The sequence below is a fragment of the Bradyrhizobium sp. USDA 4501 genome (assembly GCF_054062115.1).
Genome location: NZ_JBSSEX010000001.1, coordinates 7,345,824 through 7,365,346 on the forward strand (window position 1 = coordinate 7,345,824; position 19,523 = coordinate 7,365,346).

The window sequence follows — 19,523 nt, forward strand, 5'->3', positions numbered from 1 at the left end:
TTTGGACGCATATCGAGCCCCGCGAAGCTGGCGCGCGCGGCGCCGTTGCAGGTTGCAGGCGGTGCCCACGCAATCCTGCAGGAACGGCGCTCGGCCGCGCGGCCCTTGTCGGTACGGGTCCACACTGCGCGCTCAACTCTGCGCCACATACGAGCCGCAAACCATGAGGCGGATAGAGCATTGGTTTCAGGAGTTCGTCGACGCCATCCAGATGGCCAATGGCGCGGCCGACTTCGAGCGTGTCGCGAGGCGGATCACGGAGCGGCTGGGCTTCGAATGGTTCGCCTATCTGCGCTTGACCGACAATGTACCGACGCTGATCTCCTCTTATCCGAAATCCTGGACCGGGCGGTATTTCGATCTTCGTTATCAGGATCTGGATCCGGTGGTGCGGCGGGCGCGCCGCGAGCATGATGTCTTTAACTGGGGAGGCGGGAGCCCGCAGGCAATGGGTACGCCCGAGCAGCGCCGGTTCTTCGATGAAGCCATGACGTTTGGCATCAACTCTGGCGTCACGGTGCCGATCAGAGGCGGCTTCGGACGAATGGCCGCATTTACGCTCGCAACCGGCGAATCGGCTGCCCAAAGCGAGCAATTGATTGCGGAAGTCCGGGACGTCATTCAGCTCGTCGGGCTCTATTTCGATACCCACGTGACGGCGAAGCTCACTGTTGGCGCCGAGGCACCGCTCATCAAGACGGTTTTGACGCTGCGCGAGCGGCAGTGTCTCGCATGGGCGTCGCGGGGAAAGACCGTCGCCGACATAGCGTTGCTGGTCGGGACGGCGCCGCGCACCGTGGTCTTCCATCTCGAAAACGCGCGCCGCAAACTTGACGCAGCATCGATCGCGCAATGCGTGGCGGAAGCGCTGCGCCGGGGCCTGTTGCCCTGATCGAGCTCGCCGGCTACCACCGCTCGGTGGTAACCGAGGTTATTGATGTACCTGTTCGCAGTCAGGACCCATGTTTGCTGGCCGTTGCACCCATGCTCCGGTTCGCCGCGACATCATTTCCATGGCCTCGACCCGCAAAATTCGACAGGCGAAGCCGCTGCGACGCTTTGATTTGGTGACCGCTCCCGTCAAGCAGGAGGTCACCCATGTACGTTATTGCGCTAAGTTGTTCCCGGTTTGGCCAGCATCTCGATCTTCTGAAGGCGATGTTCCGGTTGCGTCGGCGTGTGTTCAAAGATCGCCTTGATTGGAATGTCTCCGTGTCAGGCGAGTTTGAGCTCGATATTTACGATGTGCTCAAGCCCGTCTATCTGCTGTGCATATCGGAAGAACGTAACGTTGTGGGAAGTGTTCGCCTGCTTCCGACCACCGGCCCGACAATGCTCGCCGACACGTTTCCAAGTCTGCTCGGTGGTCGGCCGGCGCCGCGCAACGAGAAGGTGCTGGAGAGCTCTCGGTATTGCGTTGACGCCAATCAGGCGGGCGAGCTTGCGCGGAACGGTCTCAATCGTGCGACCCTCATGCTGTTCGCCGCGATGATCGAGTACCTGCAAATCGCGAATGCCGAGGCTATTGTAACCGTCACGGACACCAGGCTGGAGCGTATCTTGCGGCGTGCCGGATGGCCACTTGAGCGCATCGCGGCTCCGCATCCGCTGGGGAGCAGCATGGCGCTTGCAGGCTTCTTGCATCGTTGCGACGAGGCGCTGGCCGCGATGCGTCGGAGCGCTGGTGTCGAGGGGCCGGTTCTGGTAGACCCGGATTGGCTGGGGCGCGTGCGGTGACCCGCAGCCGCTCCCCCAATTTCTGCCACTGAGCTAATTCGGCTGTAACGATTTTCCGTCGACGGAACCGGTGCCGAAATCCTTGTGGCTGCACATGCGGGTGTTCAGCCTATCATCTTGCTAGCCGTGGGCGTTAATGCCCGAAAGGTGGTTAGCGGAAGGGGCGGATCCCGAAGAGAAATCATGGGTGAGGCAAACCTCAGTGGGCGGACGTTTGCGGAGATGCTGGCCAACAGACAGGGCCGCATCTACCGCGCCGGTCAGAATGCGACCACGAGCATGCAAGCAGCGACATTCCCTTAAGATTGCGGGCCGACGCAAAGAGCGCGCTGAGTGTTAACCCGGCGATCAGGGAATCACCACGCTCGGTCGGGGCGGCGGCGACACCGCGGCCGTTGCGATGGCGGCGGCACTGAAAGCCGAGCGCTGCGAAATCATCAAAGAGGTCGACGGCATTTGCTCGGCCGATCCGCGTATCGTGCCGGATGCAAAGCCATTGCGGCGAGCGGCACGAAACGCTTGCCCGGGATCATTGGTGAGGCCGAGGCGGTCGAGACGATTCTTCTGAGGTTGACCGTGACGGGACCGCGTGCCCACGAAATCGGGACCGTGCATGAAGTCGTCGTCGACCCGCTCGCTCGCGCCGAGGAGATTGGTGCTGAGCTATCGCTGTCAGCTTGAGCAAACCTACGGCATGCGGCGTCCGACGATGACTGATACGAGGTCCTCGAGGGGTGCTTACGTTTGCTCTTGAGTTCGGACGGCCAATGCTCGGCCTAAAAAACGGTATTGTCGATATTCAATCGACCGGCCCTCTGCCAATCGCTTCTCTTTCTACGCCAATCTACGACCGACATCGGCGTCTCGTTGCAATCAGTAAAATTCTGCTCTCTCTAATCATCCCCATCGAAGGGCATTCCTTGCCCTTTTCAGTGAGGATGGCGATGAGTTCTATTCACTTAGCTTGGAAGCGATCTCGCGCGGCGCGCGGACGATGTGTCGCGCGCTCAATCCTGCGATTTCTCTCAATCGCGCACGCGTCAATCGCCGAGGCGACGCTCAGACTGAATGGTCGATCGCCGGATCGATCAAATGCGCTGCGGTTCGACGGATAACCCCAAACGTTTCGCAGTTGCTTATGGCGCACGAGCTGCTTGGCGAACTGCCCATCACATGAGCGGTCAAGGCCGCGCCGCGCTGTAGAGCGCGAGCGCTCGGCGACGTGACTTCGCGGCCATGTGCGCCGAGCTCAGCCGCATTTGTAATTCTTCACGCGAAAGGAGATCGTGACATGTTGAGACCGGTATTGGGATCCGCCCTGTTCCTGTCGGGGGTGGCTATTTGGCTTTCTGCACCGGCAATGGCGCAGGTCCAACACGGCGTGGTAACACCGGCAGTGCAGAAATTTCGGCCGCCCGGCGGCTGCACAGACCAGCTCAGGCAGCAGTGGAAGGCGATGGGCGGCGAACTGGACTGCGCCGAACAGAAGCCGGTGCCGGTGCCGGCCCCACCCGCGACTGCACAACCGGTCCCGGCCCCGCAGCCGGTGTCGACGCCGCAGCCGGTGATCCAACCTCCAAGCCCGAAGGACATTGTCATGTCCAATAATGATAATCTCGGCAGATCGACAGCTTCGACCTTCGGAGGAGGGGCCATCTTTGACCCCACGACCGGGCAGGTTACTCACTTTTCGACACTCGTGAACGGAATGCCCTCCACCAATGTCGGCGGCGCGCTCGAAGCGATCGAGCAGCAGATTGCCACGATGAGCTCCTCCATGATCAACGACATCGGAAGCGGCGCGGTCGGGCTGGTCCGGCAGACGGACCCAACAGCGGCCGTGACCATAGCTGCCAAGACGGGTGGCAAGCTCGTCGATCTGAGCGGCAGCGACGGCCGTCGGACCTTGACGGGCATCACAAATGGCATTGTCTCAGCGCAATCGTCTGATGCGCTCACGGGGCAGCAGCTGTACCGGTCGGCCGATTCGGTCGCGACCTGGCTTGGCGGGGGATCGCACGTCAATTCCGACGGAACCGTGTCGCAGCCCTCGTATACGATCCTCGGGAGCACCTATCATGACGTCGCCTCTGCCTTGAATGCTGCGTCTGTGAACAGCATTCGATATGACGTCGCAGCAGACGGTCATCGCCTGAATTCGGTAACTTTGCAGGGCGGCTCTCCCGGCGCTGTAGCACTGCACAATGTGGCCGCGGGTACTGCGGCGAACGATGCGACCAACCTGAAGCAACTGAATGATGGTCTCGCCGCGCTGGGCACTGAAGACCGGATGTATACGGATCGAAAGGTGGCCGCGGTGGACCGGCGCGCGCGAGCGGCTGGTTCGGCAGCGATGGCAGCGGCGGGACTTGCGTTCTCGGATGAGGCCAAAGGCGACCGCTCCGTAGCAATCGCGGTCGGCGCTTTCCGGGACTCAGTCTCATTGGCGGGAGGTCTTGCCTACCGCGCGAGTGATGCGGTGCGCCTCAAGGCAAGTGTGTCCTACACGCCGGACACGGGCGACGTTGGAGCTTCCGGCTCAATCGGCGTCAGATTCTGACCTCCTCGGCGCAGCACCATTGTCGCTCGAATCCGCCGCCATCAATCCGGAAACAAGCCATGCGCAGATCACGCTTGCCTCGTGTTGCTGCTTGGCTCTTGCCATTGGCCTTGGCCGGCTTGTCGGCGGCGATCGCGTCCGACCCTGCACCCCGGCCTTCGAGCCTGACTGGAGCGGCCCCTGCCAGCATTGTATCCGAGCCGACAAAGGCAACTTCGCTTGGATTCGAGTGGGCGAGCGTCTTCGCGCCAGGAAAATCGGCCGCGGCGGGCGACTACACCCGCACGATCAGGCCTTTCCTCGATTGGATCCAGGTTTGCGATGAGGTCCGCAACGCGCGGCGCATCTGTTATCTGGAAACGATCTCGCACGGTGATGCCGCGCGATTGAACTGGCGTATCGCGCTCACCAAGGATGGACGATCGATGGCGCTGATCATGCTGCCACGCGACAGCAGTGTGGAGGTCGGTGTCACGGTCTCCTTTGGCGGCTTCACGCGCGTCGTCAAGCCGCTGATCTGCGACCAGGCGCTATGTGCCGCAACGTTTCCTGCGGACGCCGCTTTGATCTCGTTGCTGGGACGTGAGGACCGCGCCACGATCGTGTTCGAGCGAGTTGGCAAGCCCATCACGATAATGGCGAGCTTGCGGGGCCTTATGTTGGCACTGACGGATCTTTCGCAGGCGGTGGCGCCTGCCACCCCGGCACGCCCTCCAGCGAAGCCCGTTGCGCGCCGGACATCGACCGAAGCCGTTGCTGCCACCCCAGGCGCCGGCGGCCCCTGGAAGGGCATCCGATAGCGCTTCGCCTGATAACTCCCACATGGTCAACGTTCGGGCTGGAGCGTTTTCTTTGAGCTCGAAAGCGCCCTATGCCCTCGCCGAAAAGCGGTCGAATGCGGTGAGTGTCTGGATCCGCACCTCAATTTCCCTTTGATAGATCGTGCTCTGCAGATATTCGATCTCGGCTGTCTGATTGGGCTCATCGACGTCAATGTACCAGGACCGCGGCCGGCCATCGGCGCCGTCGCTCCAGCGATAGCCGCGGCGCTTGAGCTCGTCCTTGAGCTCGAACGGCGACTGCTCAGCCCAGATCCGGATCGTCTTACGGCGGGCTCGCTCGAGCAGCACGGAGAGCACGGTGCGATCGAGCTGGGGCAGGGTCATGGCGAGGATTTCGAGCAGCGCCAGGCAATCGTCGACCGCCCGGTGCGCCTCGTGAAACAGCCCGGCTTTCATCAGGAGATAGGACAGGCGCGATCCCTCGAAGCCAAGGCCGCGCCATTCGACCTCGCTCACCGAGCAGGCCCAGGCCTTGTGCGTGAACAGGGGTGCATAGCGCTCCATGAACTTGCGGTCGAAGCCGGCATTATGGGCGATGACCACGACCGCATCGGAGACGAAGGCGCTGATGCGCTCCTTATCGAGGCCGTGGTCCTTGACCATCTCGTCGGTGATACCGGTCAGCGCCGTGATCTCGATGGGAATTGCGATCGACGGCTGATTGAAGCAACTGAAAGTATCGATGACCCGGCCGATCCTTCCGTCGGAAAGATAGGTGAACTTGACCATCCCGAGCTCGATGATCTCGTCTTTGGCCGTATCTAGTCCGGTGGTTTCGACATCGAGCAGGATTGCGATCTTGGTCGATTGCCCGTCGCTTGGAGCAAATTCGGAGCGGGGAACGAGCCGCCGCAGCACCCGGTAATCGGGTGATTGCTCCAGCATGCCGGCGATCTCGGCAAGAGTCGGTTGAACGGTCATATTGGGCCGTCTGAGAAGATTGAGCTTGTTTGGTAGCTCGCAAGTCTATCCGATCGGATTCGGGCCCGGCATCGCAGCCCCTGTGGATAGGTCATTGGCGCGCGGAGATTTCCCGGCGGCAGGGAGGGCTTCTCCCGTGGAACCGGATTGACGATCCGGTCGGACATCGTCCTAAAATTGAAGCTGTATTTGTTTGAACCGAGCGGCGAGACCAAACAGTTGTTGTCATCCGATGTTGGCCTTCAGGCCGGCAGCTTCGATGCCGGCCACGGCGCAGATCTCGTCGTTGTCCGAGGTGTCGCCGCTGACGCCGACGGCGCCGAGCAGGGAAGAGCCGTCTATGATCAGCACGCCGCCGGGGACCGGGACCATCCGGCCCTGCGCCAACGTGTTCACGGCGTCGACGAAATAGGCCTGCTCCTGGGCGCGCTGAAACAGCGCCCGCGATCCCATCCCGAGCGCCAGCGCGCCATAGGCCTTGCCATGGGCGATCTCGGCCCGCATCAGGCTGGTGCCGTCCTGTGCCGCCGTCACCTTCACCGCGCCGCGCGCGTCGAGGATGGTGACGACCAGCGGCTTGAACTTCTTCTCGACCCCCTTGGCCAGCGCGGCATCCAGAATCTTGCGGGCAGTTTCGAGAGTGAGCTCAGCCATGGGCCTTTTCCTTTGTCGGCAATGATTGATCGGATTGCGATTTCGCACGTTTCAGGCTCATCGCCAATACGCTGGCGACATGCAGCGGCGTGCGCCCGCTGCCGTCCTTGATCTGGTGCCGACAGGAGGTGCCGTCGGCCACGATCAGGGTGTCCGGATCGGCGCTGCGAACCATTGGCAGTAGCGACAGCTCGGCCATCTCGATCGAGGCCTGAAAGGTGTCTGCGCCGTAGCCGAACGCGCCGGCCATGCCGCAGCAGCTCGACTCGATGGTCTTGACGTCGAGGCCCGGTACCAGGCGCAGCACCTTCTCCACCGGCTTGAACGCGCCGAAGGATTTTTGGTGGCAATGACCGTGCACCACGGCCTTGCCGGCGACCGCGCCGAGCGGCAAAGCGAGCCGCCCGGCCTCGGCCTCGCGCACCAGAAATTCCTCGAACAGCAGCGCGTGCGCGCTGACGGTCTTGGCGGCCTCATCCGAACGCAGCGACAGCAGCTCGTCGCGCAGGGTCAGCAGGCAGCTTGGCTCGAGACCAATGATCGGCACGCCGCGGGCCGCGAACGGGACATAGGTCGCAACCAGCCGGTCAAGCTCGGCGCGAGCCTGCTCAACCAGTCCGGCCGACAGGAACGTCCGCCCGCAGCACGGCGGCCGCCCGCCGTCCGATGGCCTCGGCAGATGCACGCGATAGCCGCCGGCGACCAGGACTTCGATCGCGGCGTCGAGATTTTCCCGCTCATAGCCGCGGTTGAACGTATCGGCGAACAGCACCACTTCGCGGCCGTCGGCTGGACCCAGCACCTCGGCGTCCGGCCGGAAGGTGTCGCGGCGAAACGCCGGCAGCGCGCGCTTGGCGCTGATCCCGGCGAGCCTCTCGAACAGGCTGCGCAACAGTGGGCTGCGGTTGCGCCAGTTCGCGATCGGCGCAAAGCGCGAGGCGAGATCGACGTAGCGCGGCAGATAGCCGACCAGCCGGTCGCGCAGCGTTAGACCATGGGTCGCCGCGCGCGCCGCCAGCACCTCGATCTTCATCTTGGCCATGTCGACGCCGGTCGGGCATTCATGGCGGCACGCCTTGCAGGAAACGCAGAGTTTCAGCGTCTCCATCATCTCGTCGGAGGCGAGCGCGTCCGCACCCAGCTGGCCTGAGATCGCGAGCCGCAACGTATTGGCGCGGCCGCGGGTGACGTCCTTCTCATTGCGCGTGGCCCGATAGGACGGGCACATGACGCCGCCTTCGAGCTTCCGGCAGGCGCCGTTGTTGTTGCACATCTCGACGGCACCCTGGAAGCCGCCGCCGGCGCCGGGATAGGCCGACCAGTCCAGCACCGTCTTCAATTCGCCGACGCGATAATCCGGCGAAAAACGAAACAGCGAACGGTCGTCCATCCTGGGCGGATCGACGATCTTGCCCGGGTTGAGCGTGTTGGTCGGATCGAAGCGCTGCTTGACCTCGCGGAAATCGGCCACGATGCGCTGCCCGAACATCGCCTCGTGGAATTCCGAGCGCACCAGTCCGTCGCCGTGCTCGCCGGAATGCGAGCCCTTGTATTCGCGCACCATCGCGAAGGCCTCTTCGGCAATGGCGCGCATGGCCTTGACGTCCTTCTCGAGCTTGAGATTGAGCACCGGGCGCACATGCAGGCAGCCTTCGGAGGCATGCGCATACATCGTGCCGCGGGTGCCGTGCCTGGCGAACACTGCATTGAGCCGCTCGGTGTAGTCTGCGAGATGCGGCAGCGGCACCGCGCAATCCTCGACGAACGAGACCGGCTTGCCCTCCTGCTTCATCGACATCATGACGTTGAGGCCGGCGGCACGGAAATCGGCGATGCCGGTCTGCAGCGCGGGCTCGACGATCTCGACCACGCCGCCCCATTTGCGCTGCGGCTTGTCCCAGCCGAAGCCGAGGTCGGCCATCAGCTCGCCGAGCTGCCTGAGGCGGGCGAGATTGTCGGCCTGCTCTCCCTCGGCGAACTCGACCACCAGGATGGCGTCCGGATCGCCGCGCACCGCAGCCGAGATGATCGGCTGGAACATCGCGATCTCGCGGCCGAGCGCTATCATGGTGCGATCGACCAGCTCCACGGCAATGGGCCGCAGCTTGACCAGATGCTGGGCCGCGTCCATCGCCTCGTAAAAGCTGCCGAAATGGCAGACGCCGAGCGCCTTGTTGCGGATCACAGGCCACAGCTTGAGTTCGACCTGCGTCGTGAAGGCGAGGGTGCCCTCCGAGCCGACCAGAAGATGCGCCATGTTGTTCGGCGCATTGCGCGGCACCAGCGCGTCGAGGTTATAGCCGCCGACCCGGCGCTGCACCTTGGGGAATTTGTCCGCGATCTCGAGCGCTTCGCGCTCGCCGAGATCGAGCATGTCGCGAAACAGCTTCAGTCCGCTGTCGGACGAATTGACCCGCGTCAGGTCGCGCGGCACCTCGCCGAAATGCAGCAGCGTGCCGTCGGCCAGCGCGGCATCCATCGACAGCGTGTTGTCGCGCATCGTGCCGTAGCGCAGCGAGCGGCCGCCGCAGGAATTGTTGCCGGCCATGCCGCCGATCGTGGCGCGCGATGCGGTCGAGACGTCGACCGGAAACCACAGCCCGTGCTTCCTGAGCTGGCGGTTGAGATCGTCGAGCACGATGCCGGGCTCGACCACGCAGGTCCGATGCTCGACGTCGAGCGAGAGGACCCGATTCAGGTGCTTGGACAGGTCGACCACGATGCCGTCATTGACGGTCTGGCCGCATTGCGAGGTGCCGCCGCCGCGCGGGGTGACGATCCGCCCGGCGTCGCGGACGATCGCAAGCGCCCGCAATGCCTCGTCGACGGTTCGCGGCACCACCACGCCGGCCGGCATGATCTGGTAGAACGAGGCGTCGGTCGCGTAGCGGCCGCGGTTGAAGGCGTCGAAAAAGACGTCGCCGGCCAGTTCGGACCGCAGGCGCTGTTCGAGCGAGGAGGCGTTCTTCATCCCAGATCCGATGTGATCCATGACGCAACAAAAGGGTTTGCTCATGAATTATGCATTCTCTCGACGTGAGAATTACATTATGAATTCATAATGGGCAAGGATGGCTGCCCTCCAACCATCCTTGAGCTGGCCCCTTTAGTCGTTCTGGGGCGTCGTCTCCAGGCCGCTGTCCGTCCCCTCCGCGAGGTGATCGATGGCGGCGGCCCGCTTGTTGCGCAGGTGCTGGAACAGGATGTCGCTGAGTTCGCTTGCCGCGCGCCGGCGCAGCGCATCGAGGATCGCCTCGTGCTCGCGCATCGCCTCGGCCCAGCGCTGCCGTTTGCGGGCGAAATTGGCGGAATAGCGCACGCGGCGGATCCGGCCGGCGAAGTTGGCGTAGGTCGCCTTCAGCGTCTCGTTGCGTGCGGCCGCAACGATGCTCTCGTGGATTTGCTGGTTGGTCTGGAAATAGCCGTGCATGTCGCGGTGCAGGTAATGGCCGTACATCTCGTAATGCAGCCGCTCGATCGCGACGATTTCTTCGTCGGTGATGATCTCGCATGCCAGCCGTCCGGCGAGGCTCTCGAGCCCGGCCATGACGTCGAACAGTTCCTCGAGGTCGCGCGGGCTGAGCCGGCGCACCCGCGCGCCGCGGTTGGGCAAGAGCTCGATCAGGCCCTCGGCAGCCAGCACCTTGAGCGCTTCGCGCAGCGGCGTCCTTGAGATCCCCAGCATCTCGCAGAGCTGCCGCTCTGGAACGCGGGCGCCCTCGGGAATGTTGCCTTCCACCACATAGTCGCGGAGCCGCAGCAGGATCTCGCCGTGAAGCGAGGCCTCCTGGCGGTCGCTGCCATTGCCGGCGGCTGGCGGGGTGATTGGAACCCCGGCTTCGGGAATCGCGGATTTCATATTCTGAACAATAATTTGCCGGCGCGGTCGCGTCGATGCTCTCGATCGAATACCAAAATTGGATTGAAAAGACAAAAAATGAATGCAAAATAGCTCTCCGAGGAGCCGAAATCCGGCGATTGGGAGGTTCTCATGCATCAAGGGCGCCATTTTCTGCAGATTCCAGGGCCAAGCCCGGTCCCGGATCGCATTCTTCGGGCGATGGACATGCCGGTCATCGACCACCGCAGCGCCGAATTCGCCGCGCTCGGCCGTGCGGTCCTCGAGGGCAGCCAGAAGGTGTTTCAGACCAGGGGGCCGGTGGTGATCTTCCCGTCGTCCGGGACCGGCGCCTGGGAGGCCGCGATCGTCAACACCCTGTCGCCGGGCGACACGGTCCTGATGGTCGAGACCGGCCACTTCGCCACACTGTGGCGGCAGATGGCCGGCCGCTTCGGCATCGAGGTGGATTTCATACCCGGCGACTGGCGCCGCGGCGCGGACCCCGCCCAGATCGAAGCCAGGCTTGCCGCCGACACCGCGCACAGCATCAAGGCGGTGATGGTCGTCCACAACGAGACCTCGACCGGTGCGACCAGCCGGATCGCGGACATCCGTACTGCCATCGACCGCACCGCGCATCCGGCGCTCCTGATGGTCGACACCATTTCCTCACTCGGCTCGGTCGATTACCGGCACGACGAGTGGAAGGTCGACGTCAGCGTCAGCTGCTCGCAGAAGGGCTTCATGCTGCCGCCCGGCCTTGGCTTCAACGCCATCTCGGAGAAGGCGCGCGCCGCGTCGCGCACCAATAAGATGCCGCGCTCTTATTTCGACTGGGAGGAAATGCTGAAGCCGAACGCCAAGGGCTTCTTCCCCTATACGCCGGCGACGAATCTGCTCTACGGGCTGCACGAGGCGATCGCGATGTTGCTGGAGGAGGGGCTCGACAACGTGTTCGCCCGCCATCTGCGGCTGGCCGCCGCCACGCGCGCCGCCGTCAATCAGTGGGGGCTCGAGGTGCTGTGCCAGGAGCCCTCGGAATTCTCGCCGGTGCTGACCGCGGTGATGATGCCGCCCGGACATGATGCCGATCAGTTCCGCAAGGTCGTGCTCGACAATTTCAACATGTCGCTCGGTGCCGGCCTGTCGAAGGTCGCAGGCAAGGTGTTCCGCATCGGTCATCTCGGCGAGTGCAACGAGCTGACGCTGCTTGGCGCGCTGACCGGAGTCGAGATGGGATTGTCGGTCGCCGGTGTGCCGCACCGCCCGGGCGGCGTCGAGGCGGCGATGAAGCTTCTCGAACAGCGCGACCAGCGCAATACACCGCCGCATCTGAAAGTCGTCGGCACCTAGCCGCCAGCGCCTCAACAAACTCAAAAAATCGCGGGGAGGGGATATGAGGCTTCGGTTCAAGGCCACCCATGTCGTGTTGGCCATGCTCTGCGTGATGTATTTCATCACCTATGTGGACCGGGTGAACATCGGCACCGCGGCCGGCGAGATCCAGAAGGAGCTCGGCCTGTCCAACACCGAACTCGGCCTGGTGTTCTCGGCCTTTGCCTATCCATACCTGCTGTTCCAGGTGATCGGCGGCTGGGTCGGCGATCGCTTCGGGCCGCGCCAGACCTTGTTCTGGTGCGGCATGATCTGGGCCGCGGCGACCATCATGACCGGCTTTGTCCATGGTCTTGCCGCGCTGTTCGTCGCGCGTTTCGCGCTGGGGTTCGGCGAAGGCGCGACGTTTCCGACCGCGACGCGCGCGATGCAGTACTGGACGCCGGCGAACCGCCGCGGTTTCGCGCAAGGCCTGACGCATTCATTCGCGCGGCTCGGCAATGCCATCACTCCGCCGGTGGTCGCGCTGCTGATCCTCTGGCTGACCTGGCGCGGCGCGTTCGTCGTGCTTGGCTTTGTCAGTCTGATCTGGGGCGTTGCGTGGGTCTGGTACTTCCGCAACGAGCCGCGGGACCATGGCTCGATCACCGCGGCCGAGCTTGCGACCTTGCCGCCGCGGCCGAAAGGCGAGCGGCCGAAGGTGCCGTGGGGACCGCTGCTGCAGCGGATGTGGCCGGTGACGCTGACCTATTTCTGCTACGGCTGGTGCCTGTGGCTCTATCTCAACTGGCTGCCGCTGTTCTTCAAGAACAACTACAGCCTTGATCTGAAGAACTCGGCGCTGTTCGCATCCGGCGTGTTCTTTGCCGGCGTCGTCGGGGACAGCATCGGCGGCGTCATCTCCGATCGCATTCTCGAGCGCACCGGCAATGTACGGCTGGCGCGACTCAGCGTGACTGTCGTGGGCTTCGCCGGCGCGCTGCTGTCGCTGATGCCGATCCTGTTCGTCCACGACATCACGGTGGTGGCGCTCTGCCTGTCGGCCGGCTTCTTCTGCGCCGAACTCGTGATCGGGCCGATGTGGTCGATCCCGATGGACATCGCGGCGAAATATTCCGGCACCGCCGCCGGGATCATGAACACCGGCTCGGCTTTCGCGGCCATCGTCTCGCCGCTGGTCGCCGGCTTCGTCATCGACGCCACCGGAAACTGGTACCTGCCGTTCCTGATGTCGATGGGACTGCTGCTGGTCGGCGGCTTCTCGGCGTTTCTGATGCATCCCGAAAGGCCGTTCGAGGAGACGAACGAATCGGTGGTGCCGGGCAAGGTGGTAGCCGCCGAATGAGGCGCTGCCGGCCCGGCGGAGCGCCGTCAGATATGCATGACGGACCCCCGCCGGGCCTAGGACAAACCCGGCGAATAGTGATATGCGAGCGGCTCACCACGACCAAGACGAGACCGGGAAAGACGCTCATGACCGTGCATACTGGAAGGCATTTTCTGCAGATTCCGGGACCGACCAACGTGCCGGACCGGGTGCTGCGGGCCATGGATATGCCGACCATGGACCATCGCGGTCCCGAGTTTGCCGAGATCGGTTTCGCCGTGCTTTCTGCGATGCAGCGTGTGTTCCGCACCAAGCAGCCCGTGATCATCTATCCCTCGTCGGGGACCGGCGCCTGGGAGGCTGCGATCGTCAACACGCTGCAGCCCGGCGACAAGGTCCTGATGTGCGAGACCGGCCAGTTCGCGGTGCTGTGGCATGGCATTGCCGACAAGTTCAAGCTCGACGTCGATTTCATCTCGGGCGACTGGCGCCACGGCGCCGACCTCGAGCAGATCGAGGCCAGGCTGTCCGCCGACAAGGCGCACAAGATCAAGGCGGTCTGCGTGGTCCATAACGAGACCTCGACCGCCTGCGTCACCTATCCGCGCGACGTCCGCAAGATCCTCGACACGCTGAAGCATCCGGCACTCTTGATGGTCGACACCATCTCCGGCCTCGGCTCGCTGGAATATGAGCATGATGCCTGGGGCATCGATGTCTCCATCGCCGGCTCCCAGAAGGGCCTGATGCTGCCGCCCGGCCTCGGCTTCAACGCCGTGTCGGAGAAGGCGCTCGCCGTGGCCAAGGCCAATCCGGGCATGCGCTCCTATTGGGATTGGCAGGAAGTCATCAACATCAACAAGGCCGGCACCTGGCCCTATACGCCCGCCACCAACCTCCTGTTCGGCCTGCGCGAGGCCGTGAATATGCTGGAGGAAGAGGGCCTCGAGAACGTCTTCGCCCGCCACAAGCGCCACAGCGAGGCGACGCGCGCGGCGATCAAGGTCTGGGGCCTCGAGACACAGTGCCAGGAGCAGGGCGCACACTCGCCGGCGCTGACCGCGGTGCGGGTGCCTGACGGCCACGACGCCGACCACTTCCGCAAGGTCGTGCTGGAGAATTTTGACATGTCGCTCGGCACCGGCCTCAACAAGGTCAAGGGCAAGGTGTTCCGGATCGGCCATATCGGCCACTTCAACGATTTGATGCTGATGGGCACGCTGTCCGGCGTCGAGATGGGCCTTGATCTGGCCAAGGTGCCGCATCGCGGCGGCGGCGTGCTGGCGGCGATGGAGGTCCTGAAGGGCCACGACGCCGCGCAGTCGAAGGCTGTCGCTTAAAAAGGCTGTCGCCTGAAACCGAATCGCAAACAACAGAAAGAGCGAGACATGAACGCGCCCGTCACTTCGACCGAAGACCTGATCTACTCCGTCGAGGACGGGATCGCGCGCATCACGTTCAACCGGCCGCAGGCGCGCAATGCGCTGACCTTTGCGATGTACGAGCAGATGGCTGCGATCTGTGAGAACATCAATCAGGATCACTCCATCAAGGCGCTGATCATGACCGGCACGGGCGACAAGGCGTTCGCCTCGGGCACCGACATCTCGCAGTTCCGCGCGTTCAAGACGGCGCAGGATGCGCTCGACTATGAGGCGCGGATCGATCGCGTGCTGGGAACGCTCGAGCAGTGCCGTGTGCCTGTGATCGCGGCGATCGCCGGCGCCTGCACCGGCGGTGGCGCCGGTATCGCCGCCTGCTGCGATATCCGGATCGGCACTGAGGCGACGCGGATCGGCTTCCCGATCGCGCGCACGCTCGGCAACTGCCTCTCGATGTCCAACATCTCGCGGCTGGTGTCGCTGATCGGTCCGGCGCGGACCAAGGATCTGATCTTCAAGGCGCGCCTCGTCGAGGCGCCGGAAGCGCTGGCGCTCGGGCTGTTGAATGAAGTCGTCCCCGATGTGGAGACGTTGCAGCGCCGCGCCACCGAGACGGCGAAGCTCGTCGCGGGCCACGCGCCGATCACGCTCGAAGTGACCAAGGAAGCGGTGCGCCGCATCCGCCGCACGCTGTCGCGCGAGGAGGGCGAGGACCTGATCCTGCGCGCCTATATGAGCGAGGATTTCCGCGAGGGCATGGACGCCTTCCTCAACAAGCGCGCGCCCAACTTCAAGGGCAAGTAACGGTCGTCCTGGATTCCTGGCGGAAAGCGCGCTTTTCGCATTGATCCCCGTTGTCAGAAAGCATGGGCCCGAGACAGACTCCGCGCTGTTTTGCTTGTTGGTCCTGAGCGTCCCCACCTCATTCCAAAGTCATAGGCCATGCGGCAGTTCGCGGCTTGAACTCACGTTCATTCTCGGCACAATGACGCGAGCCCGGCACCTCGCAGGTTTTACCAAGCCGAACAAATAGATAGGGAAGAAACACGTGGGACAGATTGTAAAAACCACGGCTGCAATCGCGGCCCTCTTGCTGAGCACGCCGGCCTTTGCCGGCTGGGAGCCGAGCAAGCCGGTCGAAATCGTGGTCGCGGCCGGTGCCGGCGGCGCCTCAGACCAGATGGCGCGCATGATGCAGGCGGCGATCCAGAAGAACAATCTGATGAAGCAGCCGATGGTGGTGTCGCTGAAGGGCGGCGCGTCGGGTGCCGAAGCGCTGATGTACATGAAGTCCAGCGAGGGTGATCCCAACAAGGTGCTGATCGCCTATTCGCTGATCTACATGCTGCCGCTGTCGGCCAAGATTCCGTTCAACTGGCGCGACCTCACCCCGGTGTCGGTGATCGCGCTCGACCAGTTCGTGCTGTGGGACAACGCCTCCGGTCCGAAGACCGTGAAGGATTTCATCGCTGCCGCCAAGGCGGCCAGTGCGCCGTTCAAGATGGGCGGCACCGGCTCCAAGCGTGAGGATCACGTGCTGACCGTGTTCATGGAGCAGAAGACCGGCGCAAAATTCTCCTACCTGCCGTACAAGTCCGGCGGCGAGGCCGCGACCCAGCTGGTCGGCGGCCACACCGAGTCCAACGTCAACAATCCCAGCGAGAACCTCGAAGTCTGGCGCGCCGGACAGGTTCGCGCGCTCTGCGTGTTCGACAAGGAGCGGATCTCCTACAAGAGCAAGGTCACCGACACGCAATCCTGGAACGACATCCCGACCTGCAAGGAGGAGGGGCTCGACGTGCAGTACCTGATGCTGCGCGCGATGTTCCTGCCGGGCAAGGTCACGCAGGAGCAGCAGGCGTTCTATGTCGACCTGTTTCAGAAGGTGACGCAGACGGCTGAATACAAGGACTACATGGAGAAGCAGGCGCTGAAGCCGATCTTCCTCACCGGCAAGGACATGGTCGAGTTCCTCGAGGATGACGACAAGCAGAATGCCTCGCTGATGAATGCGGCAGGGTTCGTCGCAAAATAGCGGATTCGCCGTCATTCCGGGGCGATGCGAAGCAGCGAACCTCAGATGCGCAATTGCGCATCGAGGAATCTCGAGATTCCGGGTTCACCCTTCGGGTGCCTGGGCCGGCTGCTTTCCTGTTAGCTTGGAATTGCCTTGCAAGCGGCAGCCGTGCAGTGATTACTGCGCCGCAATATGGCCGAACGTCCGGCGAGCCCGATCGGGCTGGGTCACCCCTCCGGCGCCGTTGCGGGACCGTGAGGAGCGATCATGACCAAAGCCGTGTTAGGGATCATCGGTGGATCCGGCATCTACGATCTGCCGGGCCTGGAAAATGTCCGCGAGGAGGCGATCACAAGCCCTTGGGGCGAGCCGTCCGCGCCGCTCCGCCGCGGCGAGATGGCGGGACTCCCGATCGTGTTCCTGCCGCGCCACGGCCATGGACACGCGCTGTCGCCGTCCGACATCAACTATCGCGCCAATGTCGATGTGCTGAAGCGGGCAGGGGTCACCGACCTCGTCGCGCTGTCCGCGTGCGGCTCGTTCAAGGAAGAGCTGTCGCCGGGCACGTTTGTATTGGTCGACCAGTTCGTCGATCGCACCCACAAGCGCGAGAGCTCGTTCTTCGGCAAGGGCTGCGTCGCGCATGTCTCGATGGCGCATCCGGTGTCGCCGTTGCTGGCGAGGCATCTCGCCGCCGCTGCCGAGGCCGAAGACATCGCGTTCGCCCGCGGCGGCACCTACCTCTGCATGGAGGGGCCGCAGTTCTCCTCGCTCGCCGAAAGCCTGACCTACAAGGCGCAGGGCTATTCGGTGATCGGCATGACCAACATGCCGGAAGCCAAGCTCGCCCGTGAGGCCGAGATCTGCTACGCCAGCGTGGCGATGGTCACCGATTTCGATTGCTGGCATCCGGCGCATGATGCCGTGACGGTGCAGGATATCATCCGTGTGCTGAATTCGAACGCCGAGAAAGCAAAGGCGCTGGTCGCGCGGCTGGCGCGGAATTTCCCTCGCGAGCACGAGCCGTGTCCGGTCGGTTCGGATCGGGTGCTGGATACCGCGCTGATCACGGCGCCCGCGGCCCGCGATCCGCAGCTGCTGGCCAAGCTCGATGCCGTCGCCGGACGGGTGCTGCGGTCGTGAGCAAGTCCTCCAGCGAGCGCGCGACGCGAAGGGCGTAGGACATGAAAGTCGATGGACGACATTTTCGCAGCATCTGGCTCGAGCCCGACGGCTGGTCGGTCGGCGCGATCGATCAGCGCCGGTTGCCGCATGAATTCATCGTCGCCAAACTCACCACCGCGGACGAGGCCGGCGAGGCGATCCGCTCGATGCTGGTCCGCGGCGCGCCGCTGATCGGCGCAACCGCAGCCTATGGCATGGCGCTTGCGATGCGCGCCGATGCCTCCGACGCGGCGCTCGAGCGCGCCGGCAGGATGTTCCTGGCGACCCGGCCGACCGCGGTCAATCTGAAATGGGCTGTTGACGAGATGCAGCGCGCGCTGGCGCCGCTCGCGGCTTCGGCCCGTGCCGAGGCGGCCTATGCCCGCGCGCGCGAGATCGCCGATGAGGACGTCGAGATCAACCGCGAGATCGGCCGTCACGGGTTCGGCCTGATCGAGACGATCGCCGCGACCAAGAAGGCGGGCGAGGTGGTGAACGTCCTGACGCATTGCAACGCCGGCTGGCTTGCAACCGTGGATTGGGGAACGGCGACATCGCCGATCTACCAGGCGCACGATCGCGGCATTCCGGTCCATGTCTGGGTCGACGAGACGCGTCCGCGCAATCAGGGCGCTTCGCTCACCGCCTGGGAACTCGGGCACCACGGTGTGCCGCACACCGTGATCCCCGACAACACCGGCGGCCACCTGATGCAGCATCGCATGGTCGATCTCGCGATCGTCGGGACCGATCGCGTCGCCGCCAATGGCGACGTCTGCAACAAGATCGGCACCTATCTGAAAGCGCTCGCGGCCCGCGACAACAGCGTGCCGTTCTATGTTGCGCTGCCGTCACCGACCATCGACTTTAGTATCGATGACGGTGTCAGGCAGATTCCGATCGAGCAGCGCGCGGCCGACGAGGTGACGCACCTCACGGGACGCACGGCGGATGGCCGGATCGAGACCGTGCGCGTGGTTCCGGACGGCTCGTCGGTCGCCAATTTCGGCTTCGACGTCACGCCGGCGCGGCTGGTGACCGGATTGATCACCGAGCGCGGCGTTCTCAAGCCGGAGCGTGCTGCACTTGCGAGCGCCTTTCCCGAACGTTCCACCGTTTAACTGAAGGCTGCATTGACGGTGGTTGCATCTGCACGCTATCCCAATCGTTGCCCTCGCAACCCAGACCGTCTCATCCATGTCCAATACCGAACTTGAGATCGTCGTCGACGATCCGACCGCACCTGAAGATAACTCGCCGGCGGTCGTCAGCACCGGCGTCGTCGACGTCGTCGTGTCGCTGCTTCTGCTTGCGCTCGCCGTGGTGCTCGGCTGGGACAATTGGCGCACCGGTGCGTCGTGGGACTCGACCGGGCCGCAGCCGGGCTATTTTCCGTTCTACCTCTCGGTCATCCTCGGCGGTGCCAGCCTCTATGGTCTCGGCGCGGCCTTCCTCTCGCGCCGGGAAGCCGCCGAGACCTTTGTCACCCGGGCCCAGCTTCGCCGGGTGATGGCGGTGTTCGTGCCGACATTGCTGTTCTGCCTCGCCACCCAATATCTCGGCCTCTATGTCGCGAGCTTTCTCTTGATCGCTGGCTTCATGCGCCTCGTCGGCAAGATCGCGCTGTGGAAGTCGCTGCTGACCGCCTTCGTCTTCACCGCCGCGATGTTCATAACGTTCGACGTCGCGTTCGACGTCATCATGCCGAAGGGGCCGCTCGAGGCGGCTCTCGGCCGCTAGCGA

Annotated in this window: 17 protein-coding genes; 13 read left to right on the forward strand and 4 right to left on the reverse strand. The window is 63.8% G+C overall.

Annotation, left to right across the window (positions count from 1 at the left end):
• Nucleotides 1-163: 163 nt before the first annotated feature.
• The 5 genes from ACVWZM_RS33930 to ACVWZM_RS33950 all read left to right on the forward strand — a co-directional run bounded on the left by ACVWZM_RS33930 (nt 164) and on the right by ACVWZM_RS33950 (nt 5,097).
• Nucleotides 164-892 carry an autoinducer binding domain-containing protein gene (locus ACVWZM_RS33930; protein WP_456855671.1) on the forward strand — a complete coding sequence of 243 codons (729 nt, stop codon included), beginning with the start codon at nt 164-166 and terminating at the stop codon, nt 890-892.
• Nucleotides 893-1,098: 206 nt separating this feature from the next.
• Nucleotides 1,099-1,737: an acyl-homoserine-lactone synthase gene (locus ACVWZM_RS33935; RefSeq protein WP_456855672.1), complete on the forward strand. Its 639-nt coding sequence runs from the start codon at nt 1,099-1,101 to the stop codon at nt 1,735-1,737.
• Between the two features lie 400 nt (nt 1,738-2,137).
• On the forward strand, nt 2,138-2,305 hold the full coding sequence (locus tag ACVWZM_RS33940; RefSeq protein ID WP_456855673.1) for an amino acid kinase family protein: 168 nt from the start codon (nt 2,138-2,140) through the stop codon (nt 2,303-2,305).
• 723 nt (nt 2,306-3,028) lie between these two features.
• Complete coding sequence (locus tag ACVWZM_RS33945) at nt 3,029-4,297, forward strand: YadA-like family protein (RefSeq protein WP_456855674.1); 1,269 nt, start codon at nt 3,029-3,031, stop codon at nt 4,295-4,297.
• A gap of 104 nt (nt 4,298-4,401) precedes the next feature.
• Nucleotides 4,402-5,097, forward strand: a complete 696-nt coding sequence (locus ACVWZM_RS33950) for an invasion associated locus B family protein (RefSeq protein ID WP_456855675.1) — start codon at nt 4,402-4,404, stop codon at nt 5,095-5,097.
• Between the two features lie 69 nt (nt 5,098-5,166).
• Here the strand turns inward: ACVWZM_RS33950 and ACVWZM_RS33955 are convergent, their stop codons facing one another.
• The 4 genes from ACVWZM_RS33955 to ACVWZM_RS33970 all read right to left on the reverse strand — a co-directional run bounded on the left by ACVWZM_RS33955 (nt 5,167) and on the right by ACVWZM_RS33970 (nt 10,573).
• Complete coding sequence (locus ACVWZM_RS33955) at nt 5,167-6,060, reverse strand: 3'-5' exonuclease (protein ID WP_456855676.1); 894 nt, start codon at nt 6,058-6,060, stop codon at nt 5,167-5,169.
• Nucleotides 6,061-6,285: 225 nt separating this feature from the next.
• Nucleotides 6,286-6,714, reverse strand: a complete 429-nt coding sequence (locus ACVWZM_RS33960) for a GlcG/HbpS family heme-binding protein (RefSeq protein ID WP_456855677.1) — start codon at nt 6,712-6,714, stop codon at nt 6,286-6,288.
• Entirely contained in the window at nt 6,707-9,685 is a 2,979-nt protein-coding gene (locus ACVWZM_RS33965) for an FAD-binding and (Fe-S)-binding domain-containing protein (protein WP_456855678.1), read from the reverse strand. Before ACVWZM_RS33965 ends, ACVWZM_RS33960 begins: the two co-directional genes overlap by 8 nt.
• Before the next feature lie 135 nt (nt 9,686-9,820).
• The gene (locus ACVWZM_RS33970) at nt 9,821-10,573 is read right to left on the reverse strand and encodes a GntR family transcriptional regulator (RefSeq protein WP_456855679.1); all 753 of its coding nucleotides are present in this window, start codon (nt 10,571-10,573) and stop codon (nt 9,821-9,823) included.
• 132 nt (nt 10,574-10,705) lie between these two features.
• On the opposite strand from ACVWZM_RS33970, the gene ACVWZM_RS33975 reads away from it, so the two are divergent.
• The 8 genes from ACVWZM_RS33975 to ACVWZM_RS34010 all read left to right on the forward strand — a co-directional run bounded on the left by ACVWZM_RS33975 (nt 10,706) and on the right by ACVWZM_RS34010 (nt 19,520).
• A complete protein-coding gene (locus ACVWZM_RS33975; protein WP_253589775.1) occupies nt 10,706-11,908 on the forward strand; it encodes an alanine--glyoxylate aminotransferase family protein in 1,203 nt (400 codons plus the stop codon).
• 43 nt (nt 11,909-11,951) lie between these two features.
• The gene (locus tag ACVWZM_RS33980) at nt 11,952-13,235 is read left to right on the forward strand and encodes an MFS transporter (RefSeq protein WP_168858736.1); all 1,284 of its coding nucleotides are present in this window, start codon (nt 11,952-11,954) and stop codon (nt 13,233-13,235) included.
• Between the two features lie 128 nt (nt 13,236-13,363).
• Nucleotides 13,364-14,557 (forward strand): pyridoxal-phosphate-dependent aminotransferase family protein, encoded by a 1,194-nt coding sequence (locus ACVWZM_RS33985; RefSeq protein ID WP_225647024.1) that lies wholly within the window; start codon nt 13,364-13,366, stop codon nt 14,555-14,557.
• Nucleotides 14,558-14,605: 48 nt separating this feature from the next.
• Nucleotides 14,606-15,403 (forward strand): enoyl-CoA hydratase/isomerase family protein, encoded by a 798-nt coding sequence (locus tag ACVWZM_RS33990; RefSeq protein WP_168858734.1) that lies wholly within the window; start codon nt 14,606-14,608, stop codon nt 15,401-15,403.
• A 253-nt stretch (nt 15,404-15,656) separates the two neighbouring features.
• Complete coding sequence (locus ACVWZM_RS33995) at nt 15,657-16,634, forward strand: Bug family tripartite tricarboxylate transporter substrate binding protein (RefSeq protein ID WP_375167140.1); 978 nt, start codon at nt 15,657-15,659, stop codon at nt 16,632-16,634.
• 249 nt (nt 16,635-16,883) lie between these two features.
• Complete coding sequence (locus ACVWZM_RS34000) at nt 16,884-17,759, forward strand: S-methyl-5'-thioadenosine phosphorylase (RefSeq protein WP_253589777.1); 876 nt, start codon at nt 16,884-16,886, stop codon at nt 17,757-17,759.
• Nucleotides 17,760-17,800: 41 nt separating this feature from the next.
• A complete protein-coding gene (mtnA, locus tag ACVWZM_RS34005; RefSeq protein WP_253589778.1) occupies nt 17,801-18,901 on the forward strand; it encodes an S-methyl-5-thioribose-1-phosphate isomerase in 1,101 nt (366 codons plus the stop codon).
• 76 nt (nt 18,902-18,977) lie between these two features.
• Nucleotides 18,978-19,520: a tripartite tricarboxylate transporter TctB family protein gene (locus ACVWZM_RS34010; RefSeq protein ID WP_229158109.1), complete on the forward strand. Its 543-nt coding sequence runs from the start codon at nt 18,978-18,980 to the stop codon at nt 19,518-19,520.
• The last annotated feature ends 3 nt before the right edge of the window (nt 19,521-19,523 follow it).